Source organism: Streptomyces sp. Y309 (assembly GCF_056712025.1).
In genome coordinates, this window is sequence record NZ_CM160048.1 from 3,802,804 (window position 1) to 3,816,107 (window position 13,304).

Consider the following 13,304-nt stretch of genomic DNA (forward strand, 5'->3'; position numbering starts at 1 on the left):
CGCGAAGATGTCCACGCCACAAACCCCGAACCGCGCGCCACCACACCTGCGGAGGGTGAGCTGGCCCGGATACCCCGGTGGTCGTCACGGTCAAGTACCGCGGCTGGGAGCACGCCCACGCGCGCGTGGCCGACGATTTCCGGCGATCAGGTCGGCGGTCCGACGCTCACGTCCACAGCACGGCGATGAAAATGTTCGCCGTGGTCAGGCCGCCGACCGCCCCGAACATCCCCTTGTCGACCTTCTCCTCGTCCCGCTTCACGTACACGAGCGCGAGGATCACGATCAGCAGCGCGAGCTTGATGCCGATCTTGAGGTTGTTGACCGTGTTGTCGTCGGCCTGGTTGAGGCCGACCAGGGCCACGCCGGTGACCAGCATGGTCAGCGCGCCGTGCAGCATCGCGGGGCTGAACCGTGCCGTGCCCTCACCCATCGCCTTCATCTGGGTCAGGAAGCCGCCCAGGAGCGAGGCGATGCCGATGATGTGCAGGCCGACGAAGAGATGGATGAGTACGTCCATGGGGCGGAGCCTAATTCCCGGTCCGCGGCCGCGGCCGGGCGGGTCGGCCCCGGCCCGCCGACGGCCTTATCACCCCTCACCAGGCAAGCGGGTCACAAGCGCCACATCGGTCACGCACACCGCGAAACCGGTCGCCGAGGCCGCGTCGGGTCGCTCGCATTCGTTCAGCCGTCGCCCCGCATGCGTCGTTAGCGCACATCGGGTCACGAACCGGTGACGGTGAGGTTTAGCGTCCTCGCCAGGTGACCGGCTCCCCACCGTCGTCCGGACCAGGGACGGCAGTCGGCCACCTCCGCCGAGAAAGTCCGGCGGTGTCCCGCTCCCCCTGTGCGGGGCGCCGTCGGACCGGTGCCGCACCGGCCGTACGACGCGGTCGGCACCGGCGACGGACCCGGCCACAAGGAAGGACGTGGAGCCTCCGTGGCAGCGCACCGCAAGCCCAAGCAGCGCTCGCTCAGCGGCCATACGGCCCGTACGGCCGCCACCCTCGCGCTCGCGTCGGCCGCCACCGCGACCGCCTTCGAAGGCACCGGACACGCGGAGCCCAAGCTCAGCCCCGCCGAGGTGAAGGCCAAGGTCGACGAGCTCTACCGCGAGGCCGAGGTCGCCACCGAGAAGTACAACGGCGCCAAGGAGAAGGCCGACGGCGCCGAGCGGGCCCTCGGCGACCTGCGCGACGAAGCCGCTCGCCGGACGGACCGGCTCAACTCCGCGCGCCAGGGCCTGGGTTCCCTGGCCACCGCCCAGTACCGCGCGGGCGCCATCGACCCGTCGGTGCAGTTGGCGCTCTCCTCGGACCCGGACGAGTTCCTCGACCGGGCCAGTCGCGCCGACCGCGCGGGCCACCGCCAGGCGGCCACCGTCAGCGACGTACGGAAGCAACTCCGCGAGCTCGACCAGCTCCACACCGAGGCCGACGACACCCTCGCGGACCTCAAGTCCCGCCAGGCGGCCCTGCGGAAGCACAAGAAGACCGTGACCGGCAAGCTCGGCGAGGCGAGGCGGCTGCTCGCCCGGCTGACGGCCGAGGAGCGCGCCCGCGTGGCCGCCGCCGACGACGGCGGGCAGGGCGGGGCGCCTGATGCCCCCGACAGGGCCTCACGGACCGCCTCCCGCGCCCCCGCGCCCGGCGGGGCGAAGGCACCCAACTCCCGCGCCGCGGCGGCCGTCTCGTACGCCTACAAGGCGCTCGGCAGCCCCTACGTGTGGGGCGCCACGGGCCCCAACGCCTTCGACTGCTCCGGCCTCACCCAGGCCGCGTACCGCGCCGCGGGCGTCTCCCTGCCGCGCACGACCTACGCCCAGATCGACACCGGCCGCCGCGTCTCGCGCGCCGAACTCCAGCCGGGCGACCTGGTGTTCTTCTACTCGGGCATCAGCCACGTCGGCCTCTACGTCGGCGACGGCCAGATGATCCACGCCCCGAACCCGAGCGCACCGGTGCGGCTCGCACCCATCAGCCAGATGCCGTTCTCGGGGGCTGTGCGGGTGGCGTGAGGCGCGCGGAGCGCGGTGGTCTGCGGCTTCAGGCCCGCCGCCGTGCCGGTGCGTCGGGCCGGTCTGCTCAGACCAGCCTGCGCGCCGTCGCCCACCGCGTCAGCTCGTGCCGGTTCGAGAGCTGGAGCTTCCTCAGGACCGCCGACACATGCGACTCGACCGTCTTCACGGAGATGTAGAGCTGCTTGGCGATCTCCTTGTACGCATACCCGCGCGCGATGAGCCGCAGCACCTCGCGCTCGCGCTGCGTCAGGCGGTCCAGGTCCTCGTCGACCGGTGCCGCGTCCGTCGACGCGAAGGCGTCCAGGACGAAACCGGCGAGCCGCGGCGAGAACACCGCGTCGCCCTCCTGGACCCGGAAGATCGAGTCGACCAGGTCGGCGCCGGTGATCGTCTTGGTGACATAGCCGCGGGCGCCGCCCCGGATGACCCCGATGACGTCCTCCGCCGCGTCCGACACCGACAGCGCGAGAAACCGCACCGGGTCCTCCGTGTCCGCCATCAACGGCGCGCACCGGCGCAGGACTTCGACGCCGCCGCCGCCCGGCAGGTGCACGTCGAGCAGCACCACCTCGGGGCGTGTCGCCGTGATGACCGTGACCGCCTGGTCGACGTCCGCGGCCTCGCCGACCACCTCGACGCCCGTGCGCTCCGTCTGGCCGATCTCCGCCTGCACGCCCGTGCGGAACATCCGGTGGTCGTCGACCAGGACGACCCGCACACGGCGCCCGGCCTGGGCACCGCCCGCCGGACCACCCGGCTCGGCGTCGGCCCCCTCGGCCCCGCCCGCCCCAGCGGTCCCACCTGCCCCGCTCGACTCACTGGTCCCGGAGGCCCCGCTCGTCCCACTCGCTCCGGCGGCCGCACCGGCCCCGGCTGCCGGGCTCGCGGGCCCCGTCGTCCCGGTCGGCTCCGCGGGCCCGCCCGCCTCGGTCGCGTCGCTCATGTCGCCGCCGTCCTCTCCATCTCCAGCTCGACTTCCGTACCGCCGCCCGGCACCGCGCGCAGCCGCGCCGTACCGCCGTTGCGCTGCATGCGGCCGATGATCGATTCTCGTACGCCCATGCGGTCGTCCGGCACGGAGTCCAGATCGAAGCCCGGGCCGCGGTCCCGCACGGACACGAAGACCGTCTCCCCCTCGACCTCGGCGAAGACCTGCACCGCGCCGCCCTCGCCACCGTACTTGGCGGCGTTCACCATCGCTTCCCTCGCGGCCTGCATCTGTGCCGTCAGTCTCTCGTCGAGCGGGCAGTCGCCCACGACGACCACCTCGATCGGGACGCCGTGCTTGTCCTCGACCTCCGCGGCGTTGTGCCGGACCGCCTCGGCGAGGGTGTCGGGCTCCTCCGCCTCGTCCTTGCCGGTGCCCTCCGGCTTGTAGAGCCAGGCGCGCAGGTCGCGCTCCTGGGCGCGGGCGAGGCGGCGCACCTCGCCCGCGCTGTCCGCGTTGCGCTGGATCAGCGTGAGGGTGTGCAGCACCGAGTCGTGCACGTGCGCGGCGACCTCGGCGCGCTCCTGGGCGCGGATGCGCATCAGCCGCTCCTCGGAGAGGTCCTGCGTCATCCGCACGAGATAGGGACCGGCGAGCAGCGCGATGCCGACCAGCACGGCGAGCGCCGCCTGCAGTGCCGCCCCGAGGTCGGCGGCGGAGCCGCGCAGGACGAAGATGCCGGAGACTCCGACCCCGACGAGGAGCACGCCGGCCCCGGTCCGGGCGATCGTCAGCGTGCGCCGTCTGCGGCCCACCTCCATCCAGCGGGCCCTGCGGGCGTTGTCCGCCTGGCGCCAGACCAGGGCGACACCGGCGGCGACGAACAGGGTCGGCCAGAGATACGCCTGCGTCGGGCCGCCCAGGTCCACACTGCCGACGAAGACCGTGGCGACGACGACCATCGCGAGCAGCGCGACGATCTGGCCCTTGTCCGGCTTGCGCGCGACGAGCTTGCGGCGGCCGTCCGGCGCCGTCTCCGCGGTCACCACGGCCGGCCGCTGGCCCTGCGCGCCGACGCCGCCGACGCCCAGCGGGACGAAGAACCAGAACGCCGCGTACAACAGCGCGCCGAGGCCGTTCGCCAGGAACAGGCCGATGAAGATGACCCGCACCCAGATCACGGGCAGGCCGAGGTGCCCCGCGAGGCCGCGCGCGACCCCGCCGAGCAGGCGGCCCTCACCGCTGCGGTAGAGCTTCCGCAGCGGCCGCTCGTCTTCGATGGGTACGGCTGCGGCGTCCGGCATGTCTCCGATGTTCACACGCGGGCGCGGGCGGGGGCATCAGGGTCGAGCCCCGAGACTCCCCTGATCTCTGCCCCTGCCTCCCGGACGGCCGGGCACGGGGCGCGCGGTCCGGGTCCGGGCGCCCCGCAGTCGGGTCGGGGACGGAGGCTCCGGGGCCATCAGGGGCGATTTCAGGGTCGGGCCAGGGTTGTCCCGGCTGCCGCTGCCCGCTCGCGGCCGTCACCATGGAGTCATGACAGATCAGCAGCCCGCGCCGGGCCCGCCGGCCCCGCCGCGCGACCACCTGTCCGCCACGGCCGAGGAGCCGGGCGGACGGGAGGCCGTGCGCGAGCGCAAGCTCCGCCGCGACCGCCGGCACCGCAAGCTGGGCGGCGTGTGCGCGGGTCTGGGACGGCAGTGCGACATGGACCCGGTGATCTTCCGCATCGGCCTCGCGGTGCTGGCGATCACAAGCGGCCTGGGCCTGGTGTTCTACGGCTTCGCGTGGCTGTTCATCCCGTATGACGACGAGGAGGAGAACGAGGCGCGGCGGCTGCTCACCGGCCGCGTGGACGGCCACGCGCTGACGGCCGTGTTGTTCGCGCTCGTGGGCTGCGGAGTCTTCCTCACCCTGCTGAACAACAGCAGCGCGCTGACCTTCGCCGCCGTCCTGGCCCTGCTGCTCGCGGGCGCGGGGTATTGGTCACGGCAGCGCGGCGCCCCGGACCCCGACCCGGTGGCGGCCCAGGCCGTGGCGGACGCGCCGCCGGAGGCCAAGGCCCCGCCCGTGACCGGCGGCCCGTCCTGGTGGCGCGACCCCCTCACGAAGGGCGGCCCGCACGAAGAGGTGCCGAAGTACTTCTGGGGTCCGGACCCGATCGCGGTGGAGTATCAGCCGGACGCGCCGCACTCCCCCGCGGGACGCGGGGCGCCTTCGCCGGGGTCGCCCGGCCCGCGCGGACCGCGCTGGATCGGCGGCTGGGTGTTCCTCGCGGCCGTGCTCGCGGGCTGCCTCGGCTCGGCCCTGACCTGGGAGGACCAGCCGCTCGGCACGAGCTTGCAAACCGGCTTCGCCTGCGCGCTCGGCGTGCTCGGCCTCGGCATCGCGATCAGCTCCTTCCTCGGGCGCACGGGCGCGGGCTCGATCGTGCTCGCGGTGATCGTCGCGGCCCTCGTCGCGGGCTCCGCCGCCCTGCCGAAGACCATCACCACGGACTGGATACGCACGGACTGGCGCCCCGCGGCCACGGCGGACGTCCGCCCGAGGTACGAGCTGGGCACGGGCGTCGGCACGCTGGACCTGAGCCGGATCGACCTGCGCAAGGACCAGACGGTGACCACGCGCGCCGAAGTGGGCGCGGGCCGCCTGAAGGTGATCGTGCCGAAGGACGCCGAGGTGAAGCTGCGGGCCGAAGTGGGCGTCGGCGACATCCAGTTGCCGAGCGACAACAGCCAGGACGTGGACATCGCACCGGGCAAGACGCAGACGACGACTCTCGCCCCGCCCCGGGGCGCGAAGGACGGCGGCACGGTCGACCTGCGACTGGAAGTCGGCGTCGGACAGGTGGAGGTGGCACGTGCTGCGTCATGACTTCCAGCCCGGCAGGCTGATGGCGGGCTTCTTCCTGGCCCTGGCCGGCTTGGTGTACGCGGGCGACGCGGGCGGCCTGTGGGACACCCCCTGGTTCGCGATCATCCCGATGGTGATCGGTGGCCTGTGCCTCGCGGCCGCGACGGCCGCCGTGACCCATGGCATACGCAGGGCCCGCGGCCCGCGCGCCGGACGCGGGAGCCCCGCGGACAGCCCGGACGGCCTGGGACCCAGGAGACCGGACAGCCCGGCGGGCCCGGAGGACAAGGCACCGACGGCCGGGCCGGGGGCGGGCTAGGCCAGGGCGCGGGGCGACTTGGCTCGGGGCGCGGGACGACCTGGTCCGGGCGCGGGGCGACCTGGCTTGGGGGCGCGGGACGACCTGGCCCGGACGTAGGGCGACCTGGCTTGGGGGCGCGGGACGACCTGGCTCGGGGCGCGAGACGACCTGGTCCGGGCGCGGGGCGGGCGGCCTAGCCCAGGCCGAGGCCGCCGGCTCTGCGCCGCTCCTTGAGCCACGCGTCGGCGGAGAGGTAGGCCGCGCCGGCGAGGATCAGGGGAAGCCAGGCCATCAGGTACGGGAGGTCGTTGCCGTAGTAGTAGGGCTCTTCGTGCCAGCTCATGGTCAGCCAGAGACTGAGGGAGATGAGGGCGCCGCCGAGTGCGGCGATGCGGGCGAACAAGCCGATCAAGGTGCCGATGCCGACGGCCAGTTCACCGAGGGCGATGGCGTAGCCGAAGCCGACGGGGTTCTTCAGGGCCAGGTCGACGAGGTCGGGGAAGGCCGCGAGGTCGCGCACGCCGCGCATCGTCTCGCCGATCGAGCCGGTGCCGCTCTCCTTCATGAAGGCGCTGTCCGTGATCTTGTCGAGGCCCGCGTAGATGAAGGTGACGCCGAGGAAGATCCTCAGCGGGAGCAGGGCGTACCGAGTGGCGTTGTCGCGCCAGTCGTTCCGTCTGCCATAGCTGGTGTGGCTGTCCGAGCGCATGCCGTGAGCCATCGCTGTCCGCCGCCTCTCCCGCGCCTCGGCCGTTGACCCGTCAACTGACGATACGTACGGGAGGAGGCCGCTGCTCAGTGGTGTGCGGCGGATTCCTCGGCATCTTCCCGGAGACACCACGAGGTTCCAGAGCTCCGGGGCACACGGGAGGGGGACGTCCATGCGTCCATTCGGAGCGGTGCGGGCGGCCGTGCGGCGCGCGGCGGGGGCTGGGCGGCGGGCCGGTCAGTCGGTGACGTCGATCGTGCAGCGGTTGGTCTCGACGCCCGCCGCGGTGATCACTTGGACTTCGACGCGGCCGGGCTCGACGTCGACGGGTACGGGCACGGTCAGAACGGCGTCCGTGGGGTTGGTGAAACCGCCGGGGACGGGCACGAGCGGCACGTGGACGTGGACGGTGCCGATGCGGACGGCCATCCTGGCCAACCGGTCGGCGCTGCCCGCGCCGGGCGGGACGAAGCCGGCGCCGCGGATCTCGATGTCGTCGCCGGTGCGGATCGGGGCGTCCAGGTCGCCCGCCTCGCGGGAGCGGACGACGGAGAGGATGACGGGCCGGCCGCCTTCGGCGTACTTGCCGGCCAGGTACGTCGCGGCCGACACGAGCACCAGCAGGGCGAGGCCCCACGGCAGGTCGGGCAGCTGCTCGGGGCGGCGGGCGAGCCGGACGGCGACGAAGACCACGGCGACGGCGCTGACCAGGACGTACTGGACGTCGGCGAAGTGGCCGCGGCCCGAGTCGTCGGTGAGCAGGTCGGCGGCGCGCGGCCGGTGGGCGCGCACCTTCTGCAGCCGCTGGGCGAGGACGCGCACGCCGACGACGCGGCGTACGAGCACGGCGACGCCGCAGACGACGGCAAGGACGGTCAGCAGGCCCGCGGCCTGGGAGAGCCGGAGGCCGTCGACGAGGTCCTCGCGCGCGTCGTGGCCGGAGGCCGTCGCGAGCTCGCCCGCGAGGACGAGCACGGCGAAGACGACGAACAGCACCCAGCAGGCGGCCACGGCGCGCGAGGTGGAGAGCCGGTTGTCCTCGCCGATGACCGGGGCGATGACGCCGCCACGGGCGCGGTGCAGGTATGCGGCGCCGCTCAGGATCCCGCCCACGACGCCCGCGGCGAGCAGCCCGGCGGTGCGCCCGGCGCTCCAGCCCGTGCCGATGGCGGTGAGCGCCTGGACGAGCAGCAGGACGACGACGGCCGCCCAGACGGTGGCGAGTGTGCGCGGCCAGAGCCGGCCGAGCCAGGCCTCGCCCTCGGCGCGGCTGCGGTCGGCGACGGCCCGCGCGGACTGGGTCAGTTCGTCCGACACCCACTGGCGGGAGGCTCCCGCCGAGTGGACGACGGCCGCGGGCACGCCGTGCCCGGCCGCGAACTCGTCGCGCTTGGCGAGGAATTCGGCCACGGCTCGCCGGTGCCCCTCGCGCGTCCCGTGCGGGCAGTCGCCGCACGTGCAGCCGCCTCCGTGCGCCCCGTGCCTGGCTTCCTGGACCGCCACCGCGTATGCCGCCTTCCCCACCCTTGACCGAAGCCACCGCGGGACGCGCGTCCGGATCTGCGTTCGGTCGCGCGGCCGTGAACTTCCCTGCGATGTCTGGGAATTGTGCCGCACGGACGCCTGTGCGTGGTCCACGGGTCAGGTCAGCACGGGTGGTCCGGTGACACGCGGGTTGACGCGACGCGTACGTGGGTACGCGTGTGCGGCGAGTGGGGCGGGCGGGGGAGGTGAGGGTGACAACGGCGGGAAGGGAAGAAGGGCAGGTGGGGAGGCGTCAGGTGAGGAGGTCGGGTTCGCTGCGGCTGATGTCCTGCCACAGGGACTGGTAGTTGATCCAGGCCACGAGGTCGCTGCCGAGCTGTTCGCGGGTCCCGACGGCTTGCTTGTGCCCGATGAGCACGGGACGGCCGGCGGCGCGGGCGGCGAGCTGGACCTGGCAGGAGCGCTCCATGGAGATGAACCACCAGGCGGCGGCGTCGACGGAGCCGCCGAGGGTGAGCAGCCCGTGATTGCGCAGGACGAGGGCCTTGTGGTCGCCGAGCGCGGCGGCGATGAGGCGCCCTTCCTCGGCGTCGACGGTGACGCCGGTGTAGCCGTCGTACAGGGCGTGGCTCTCGTAGAAGGCGCAGGACTCCTGGGTGATCGGGTCGAGGAGTTCGCCGAGGGCGGCCAGGGCGCGGCCGTGCGTGGAGTGGCAGTGGGCGACGGCGACGGCGTCGGGGCGGGCCCGGTGGATCTGGGCGTGGACGGTGAAGGCGGCCTGGTTGACGTGGTGGCGGCCCTCGACGACCTGGCCGTCCCCGTTGGCGAGGACGAGGTCGCCGACGGTGATGTGCTTGAAGGCCATGCCGAACGGGTTCACCCAGAAGCAGTCGTCGTACTCGGGGTCGCGCGCGGTGATGTGCCCCGAGACGCCGTCCTCGTAGCCGAGGCGCCCGAAGATCCGCAGGGCGCCGGCGAGGCGCTCCTTGCGGTGGCGCCGTTCGTCCTCCGGCGTCTCGTGCACCGGCGGCATCGCGAACTGCAACCGCTCGACGGGTATCGGTGTGGGCGCCTGCATGTGTCCTCCGTCCATGGCCGTACGGAGCGGAAGTTACCGCCGGTCAGCGCAGGACGACAGAGGTCTCTTGTGAAGGGAGTCTGGAGCCGGGGCGAGGGGGCGGCGCAGGAGGCGATCCGGAAAACGCCTCGGGAAGCGATTCAGGAAGCGATCCGGGCAGCGATCCGGCGGGCGAGGCGGAAGGCGGTTCGGGGGCAGCGCGGGAAAGGCGACAGTACGTGTCGGGTTTCGGCGGCAGACTCGGCGCATGACGTTCAACTGGGCGGCCTTCTCGGCCGCGGAACCGGAGCTGGCGGCGACCGTCGAGGACCGCTTCAAGCAGTTCACGCACCACATCTTGGCGACACTCCGCAAGGACGGGTCGCCGCGCACGACGGGGCTCGAAGTGCGCTTCCTGAACGGGGAGTTGTGGCTCGGGATGATGCCGAACTCGCTGAAGGCGCTGGACCTGCGGCGCGATCCGCGGTTCGCGCTGCAGGCGAATCCGGGGGCGGACACGGGGATGGCGGGCGGCGACGTACGGATCGCGGGGCGGGCGGTCGAGGTGCGGGACCCGGAGACGGTCGCGCTGTACGCGGACGAGGTGAAGCCGCCGGACCCGACGGCGTTCCACCTGTTCCGTACGGAGCTGACGGAGGTCGTGCGGACGTACATCGAGGAGGAGAAGTACCTGGCGGTGCAGCTCTGGAAGCCGGGGCAGCCGGTGCGGAAGACCCGGCGGACCTGAGCCGGGGCGGGCGGCGCGCGGGAGGGGGAGCGGACGCGGGCGGGCGGCGCGCGGGAGCGGATGCGCGAACGCCGGTGCCGCCGCCCGGGTCAGGGGCGGCGGCACCGGCGTTCAGGCCAGGGAGCAGGCCGACAGGGCCGTGGCGGCCGCTCCCGCTCGGGCTACTCCCACTCGATGGTGCCCGGCGGCTTGCTCGTGACGTCGAGGACGACGCGGTTGACGTCGGGGACCTCGTTGGTGATGCGGGTGGAGATGCGGGCGAGCACCTCGTACGGCAGGCGGGACCAGTCGGCCGTCATGGCGTCCTCGGAGGAGACCGGGCGCAGCACGATCGGGTGGCCGTAGGTGCGGCCGTCGCCCTGGACGCCGACGGAGCGGACGTCGGCGAGCAGCACGACGGGGCACTGCCAGATGTCGCGGTCGAGGCCGGCCGTGGTCAGCTCCTCGCGGGCGATGGCGTCGGCTTCGCGCAGCAGGTCGAGGCGCTCGCGGGTGACCTCGCCGACGATGCGGATGCCGAGGCCGGGGCCCGGGAAGGGCTGGCGCTGGACGATCTCGTCGGGCAGGCCGAGCTCCTGGCCGACCATGCGCACCTCGTCCTTGAAGAGCTTGCGCAGCGGCTCGATGAGCTGGAACTCGAGGTCCTCGGGGAGGCCGCCCACGTTGTGGTGGGACTTGATGTTGGCGGTGCCGGTGCCGCCACCGGACTCGACCACGTCCGGGTAGAGGGTGCCCTGGACGAGGAACTCGACGGGCTGGTCCCCGGGCGCCTCCGCGACGATCTCGGCCTGGGCCTGCTCGAAGACGCGGATGAACTCGCGGCCGATGATCTTCCGCTTCTCCTCGGGGTCGGACACCCCGGCGAGCGCGGCGAGGAACCGCTCCTGGGCGTCGACGACCTTGAGCTGCACGCCCGTCGCGGCCACGAAGTCCTTCTCGACCTGCTCGGTCTCGTCCTTGCGCATCAGGCCGTGGTCCACGTAGACGCAGGTGAGCTGGGAGCCGATGGCCTTCTGGACGAGGGCCGCGGCGACCGCGGAGTCCACGCCGCCGGACAGGCCGCAGATGGCGCGCTTGGTGCCGACCTGGGCCTGGATCGCGGCGACCTGCTCGTCGATGACGTTGCCGGTGGTCCAGGACGGGGTCAGGCCGGCGCCCCGGTACAGGAAGTGCTCCAGGACCTGCTGGCCGTGCGTGGAGTGCATGACCTCGGGGTGGTACTGGACGCCGTACAGCTTCTTCTCGTCGTTCTCGAAGGCCGCGACCGGGACGACGTCCGTGGAGGCCGTGACGGTGAAGCCCTCGGGGGCGCCGCTGCAGGCGTCGCCGTGCGACATCCACACGGACTGCTCGTCCGGGGTGCCCTCGAAGAGGGTGGAGCCGGACTTCGACACGTGCAGGGGCGTGCGGCCGTACTCCCGGGCGCCGGTGTTGTCGACCGTGCCGCCGAGGGTCGTCGCCATCAGCTGGAAGCCGTAGCACATGCCGAAGACAGGGACGCCGGCCTCGAAGAGGGCGCGGTCCACCGACGGGGCGTATTCGGCGTAGACCGAGGACGGGCCGCCGGAGAGGATGATCGCCGCGGGGTTCTTGGCGAGCATCTCGGAGACCGGCATGGTGCTCGGCACGATCTCGCTGTAGACCCGGGCCTCGCGGACGCGGCGGGCGATGAGCTGGGCGTACTGCGCTCCGAAATCGACGACCAGGACGGTGTCGGGGGCGGCGGGCGGCGCTACTGGCACGGTTTGCCTTCCGGCGGTGAGCAAAGGGTGTGTGCTGCCGATTCTAACGGGGGGCGGGGTGGAGGTGCCCGCGGTGGGATTTCGCCCCCTCCGCCCCTGCCCTTCCCTTGCTTCTGGGGGCTGCGCCCCCTTGCCCCCGCCATCGGCCTTCGGCCTCGTCCTCAAGCTCCCCCAAGCTCTTAAAGAGCAGGGGGGACCCCCTCGACAGGCTGAATAGTGGCCGGGACTGGCTGAGTGGTAGCTGGCGTACACTTCCCGCATGCGTTCGCACTCGACCTTCGTCTTTACCTATGGCATCCGGCCCGCCGGCTGCCATGGTCGAGCTGCTTGACGTAACGCCAAGCGACTTCCCAGGCGCCCCGGGCCGACAAGGCCCGGGGCGTCCTGTCGTTTCCGGGCCGCCGTCGCCCCGGGGCACCGCCACCGGATCAAGGAGCCCACCATGAGTGCCACCACGACGACCGCCCCCTCGACGACCGCCCTCTCGCCGACCTCGACCTCCCCGGCGGAGAAGACCCCGACGGAGAAGACCGGCGCCCGCACCCCCGAGGCCGCCGAGCTGATCGGCGGTGCCCGTGAGCGCATCGACGCGCTCGACGACCGGATCATCGGCCTCGTCCAGGAACGGATGGCCGTCTCCGCGGTCATCCAGGAGGCGCGCATCGGCTCCGGCGGACGGCGTGTGAACCTCTCCCGCGAGATGGAGGTTCTCAGCCACTACAGGGACGCCCTCGGCAAGCCCGGTACGCAGCTCGCCATGACGCTCCTCGAGCTGTGCCGCGGCCGCGTCTGAGCCTCGCCTCAGCACCCGCCTGAGCACCTGCCCGAAGCACCTCCCCGAGCCCCTGGGAAAAGCCCGCGAAAGCCGGAACCGCTGCGCCACGGACCTGAGTTCGGATCTTCTCTCACCCGTACGGCGCGTGACCGGTTCCGGACGGGCTTCGTTGGTCCCGGTGTCCGTGCCAGCCAGGGGCGGGCCGCAAGAACCACGCGTGGCTCCGCTGGAGCGATGAGGCGTACGCATCGCGTGTGCGCCGTGGGACCTCGCTCCAGAGAAGTGACCGGACGGCAGGGGACAGCAGCCCGGTCACCCAGGGAACGGTCGGCTCCGGGGACGCCCGGGGCCGACCGGCCTTCGTCCCCTTCACCTCCGGTTTTCCCGCCCGCTCGGGCGTCCGTTCGCCGCCCGCCTTCCGCTCCGTTCCAAGATGTCGTCGAAACGGTTGCGCGGAGAACCGGCCATCCTCCACGATGCGTAGAGGAGACGGACTTCGGGCGCCGCTCTCCACAACTTGATTGCCAATGGTCTACACCAGTCGCGCGCCCCTTGCGCGCCGGGTCGGCCACCGGCTCCCTCGACCAGCGGCGCACTCCCCCCGGCGCCGCCCCGAGGCACCGACGCTGCCCTGACGTCGGTGCTGACAGCCAAGGGCCCCGCGGATCCGTCCCGCGGGGCCCTTC

Annotated in this window: 12 protein-coding genes; 5 read left to right on the forward strand and 7 right to left on the reverse strand. The window is 72.9% G+C overall.

All coding sequences use genetic code 11. The features are described 5' to 3' along the window. Positions 1 to 166: 166 nt before the first annotated feature. Complete coding sequence (locus AC0KTA_RS14790) at positions 167 to 520, reverse strand: hypothetical protein (RefSeq protein WP_481055603.1); 354 nt, start codon at positions 518 to 520, stop codon at positions 167 to 169. A gap of 420 nt (positions 521 to 940) precedes the next feature. Between AC0KTA_RS14790 and AC0KTA_RS14795 the strand changes: the two genes are divergently transcribed. Beyond that, positions 941 to 2,017, forward strand: a complete 1,077-nt coding sequence (locus tag AC0KTA_RS14795) for a C40 family peptidase (protein WP_481055604.1) — start codon at positions 941 to 943, stop codon at positions 2,015 to 2,017. A 67-nt stretch (positions 2,018 to 2,084) separates the two neighbouring features. On the opposite strand, the gene AC0KTA_RS14800 is transcribed toward AC0KTA_RS14795, so the two are convergent. Then, entirely contained in the window at positions 2,085 to 2,963 is an 879-nt protein-coding gene (locus tag AC0KTA_RS14800; RefSeq protein WP_481055605.1) for a LuxR C-terminal-related transcriptional regulator, read from the reverse strand. Then, positions 2,960 to 4,252 carry an ATP-binding protein gene (locus AC0KTA_RS14805; RefSeq protein WP_481055606.1) on the reverse strand — a complete coding sequence of 431 codons (1,293 nt, stop codon included), beginning with the start codon at positions 4,250 to 4,252 and terminating at the stop codon, positions 2,960 to 2,962. The genes AC0KTA_RS14800 and AC0KTA_RS14805 overlap by 4 nt, the downstream gene beginning before the upstream one ends. 232 nt (positions 4,253 to 4,484) lie before the next feature. Between AC0KTA_RS14805 and AC0KTA_RS14810 the strand changes: the two genes are divergently transcribed. Together AC0KTA_RS14810 and AC0KTA_RS14815 are read left to right on the forward strand one after the other, a co-directional pair. Then, entirely contained in the window at positions 4,485 to 5,822 is a 1,338-nt protein-coding gene (locus AC0KTA_RS14810; protein WP_481055607.1) for a PspC domain-containing protein, read from the forward strand. Continuing rightward, positions 5,809 to 6,120, forward strand: a complete 312-nt coding sequence (locus tag AC0KTA_RS14815) for a hypothetical protein (RefSeq protein ID WP_481055608.1) — start codon at positions 5,809 to 5,811, stop codon at positions 6,118 to 6,120. The genes AC0KTA_RS14810 and AC0KTA_RS14815 overlap by 14 nt, the downstream gene beginning before the upstream one ends. 175 nt (positions 6,121 to 6,295) lie before the next feature. Here AC0KTA_RS14815 and AC0KTA_RS14820 read toward each other — a convergent pair whose 3' ends face one another. From AC0KTA_RS14820 to AC0KTA_RS14830, 3 genes are all read right to left on the reverse strand, one after another. Next, a complete protein-coding gene (locus AC0KTA_RS14820) occupies positions 6,296 to 6,823 on the reverse strand; it encodes a DoxX family protein (protein WP_481055609.1) in 528 nt (175 codons plus the stop codon). A 225-nt stretch (positions 6,824 to 7,048) separates the two neighbouring features. Continuing rightward, positions 7,049 to 8,314: a hypothetical protein gene (locus AC0KTA_RS14825; protein WP_481055610.1), complete on the reverse strand. Its 1,266-nt coding sequence runs from the start codon at positions 8,312 to 8,314 to the stop codon at positions 7,049 to 7,051. Between the two features lie 274 nt (positions 8,315 to 8,588). Further along, on the reverse strand, positions 8,589 to 9,389 hold the full coding sequence (locus AC0KTA_RS14830; protein WP_481055611.1) for a class II aldolase/adducin family protein: 801 nt from the start codon (positions 9,387 to 9,389) through the stop codon (positions 8,589 to 8,591). Between the two features lie 232 nt (positions 9,390 to 9,621). On the opposite strand from AC0KTA_RS14830, the gene AC0KTA_RS14835 reads away from it, so the two are divergent. Continuing rightward, a complete protein-coding gene (locus AC0KTA_RS14835) occupies positions 9,622 to 10,101 on the forward strand; it encodes a pyridoxamine 5'-phosphate oxidase family protein (protein ID WP_481055612.1) in 480 nt (159 codons plus the stop codon). A gap of 161 nt (positions 10,102 to 10,262) precedes the next feature. On the opposite strand, the gene guaA is transcribed toward AC0KTA_RS14835, so the two are convergent. Continuing rightward, the gene (gene guaA, locus AC0KTA_RS14840) at positions 10,263 to 11,843 is read right to left on the reverse strand and encodes a glutamine-hydrolyzing GMP synthase (protein ID WP_481055613.1); all 1,581 of its coding nucleotides are present in this window, start codon (positions 11,841 to 11,843) and stop codon (positions 10,263 to 10,265) included. 442 nt (positions 11,844 to 12,285) lie between these two features. On the opposite strand from guaA, the gene AC0KTA_RS14845 reads away from it, so the two are divergent. Further along, a complete protein-coding gene (locus AC0KTA_RS14845) occupies positions 12,286 to 12,636 on the forward strand; it encodes a chorismate mutase (protein WP_481055614.1) in 351 nt (116 codons plus the stop codon). Positions 12,637 to 13,304: the final 668 nt, after the last annotated feature.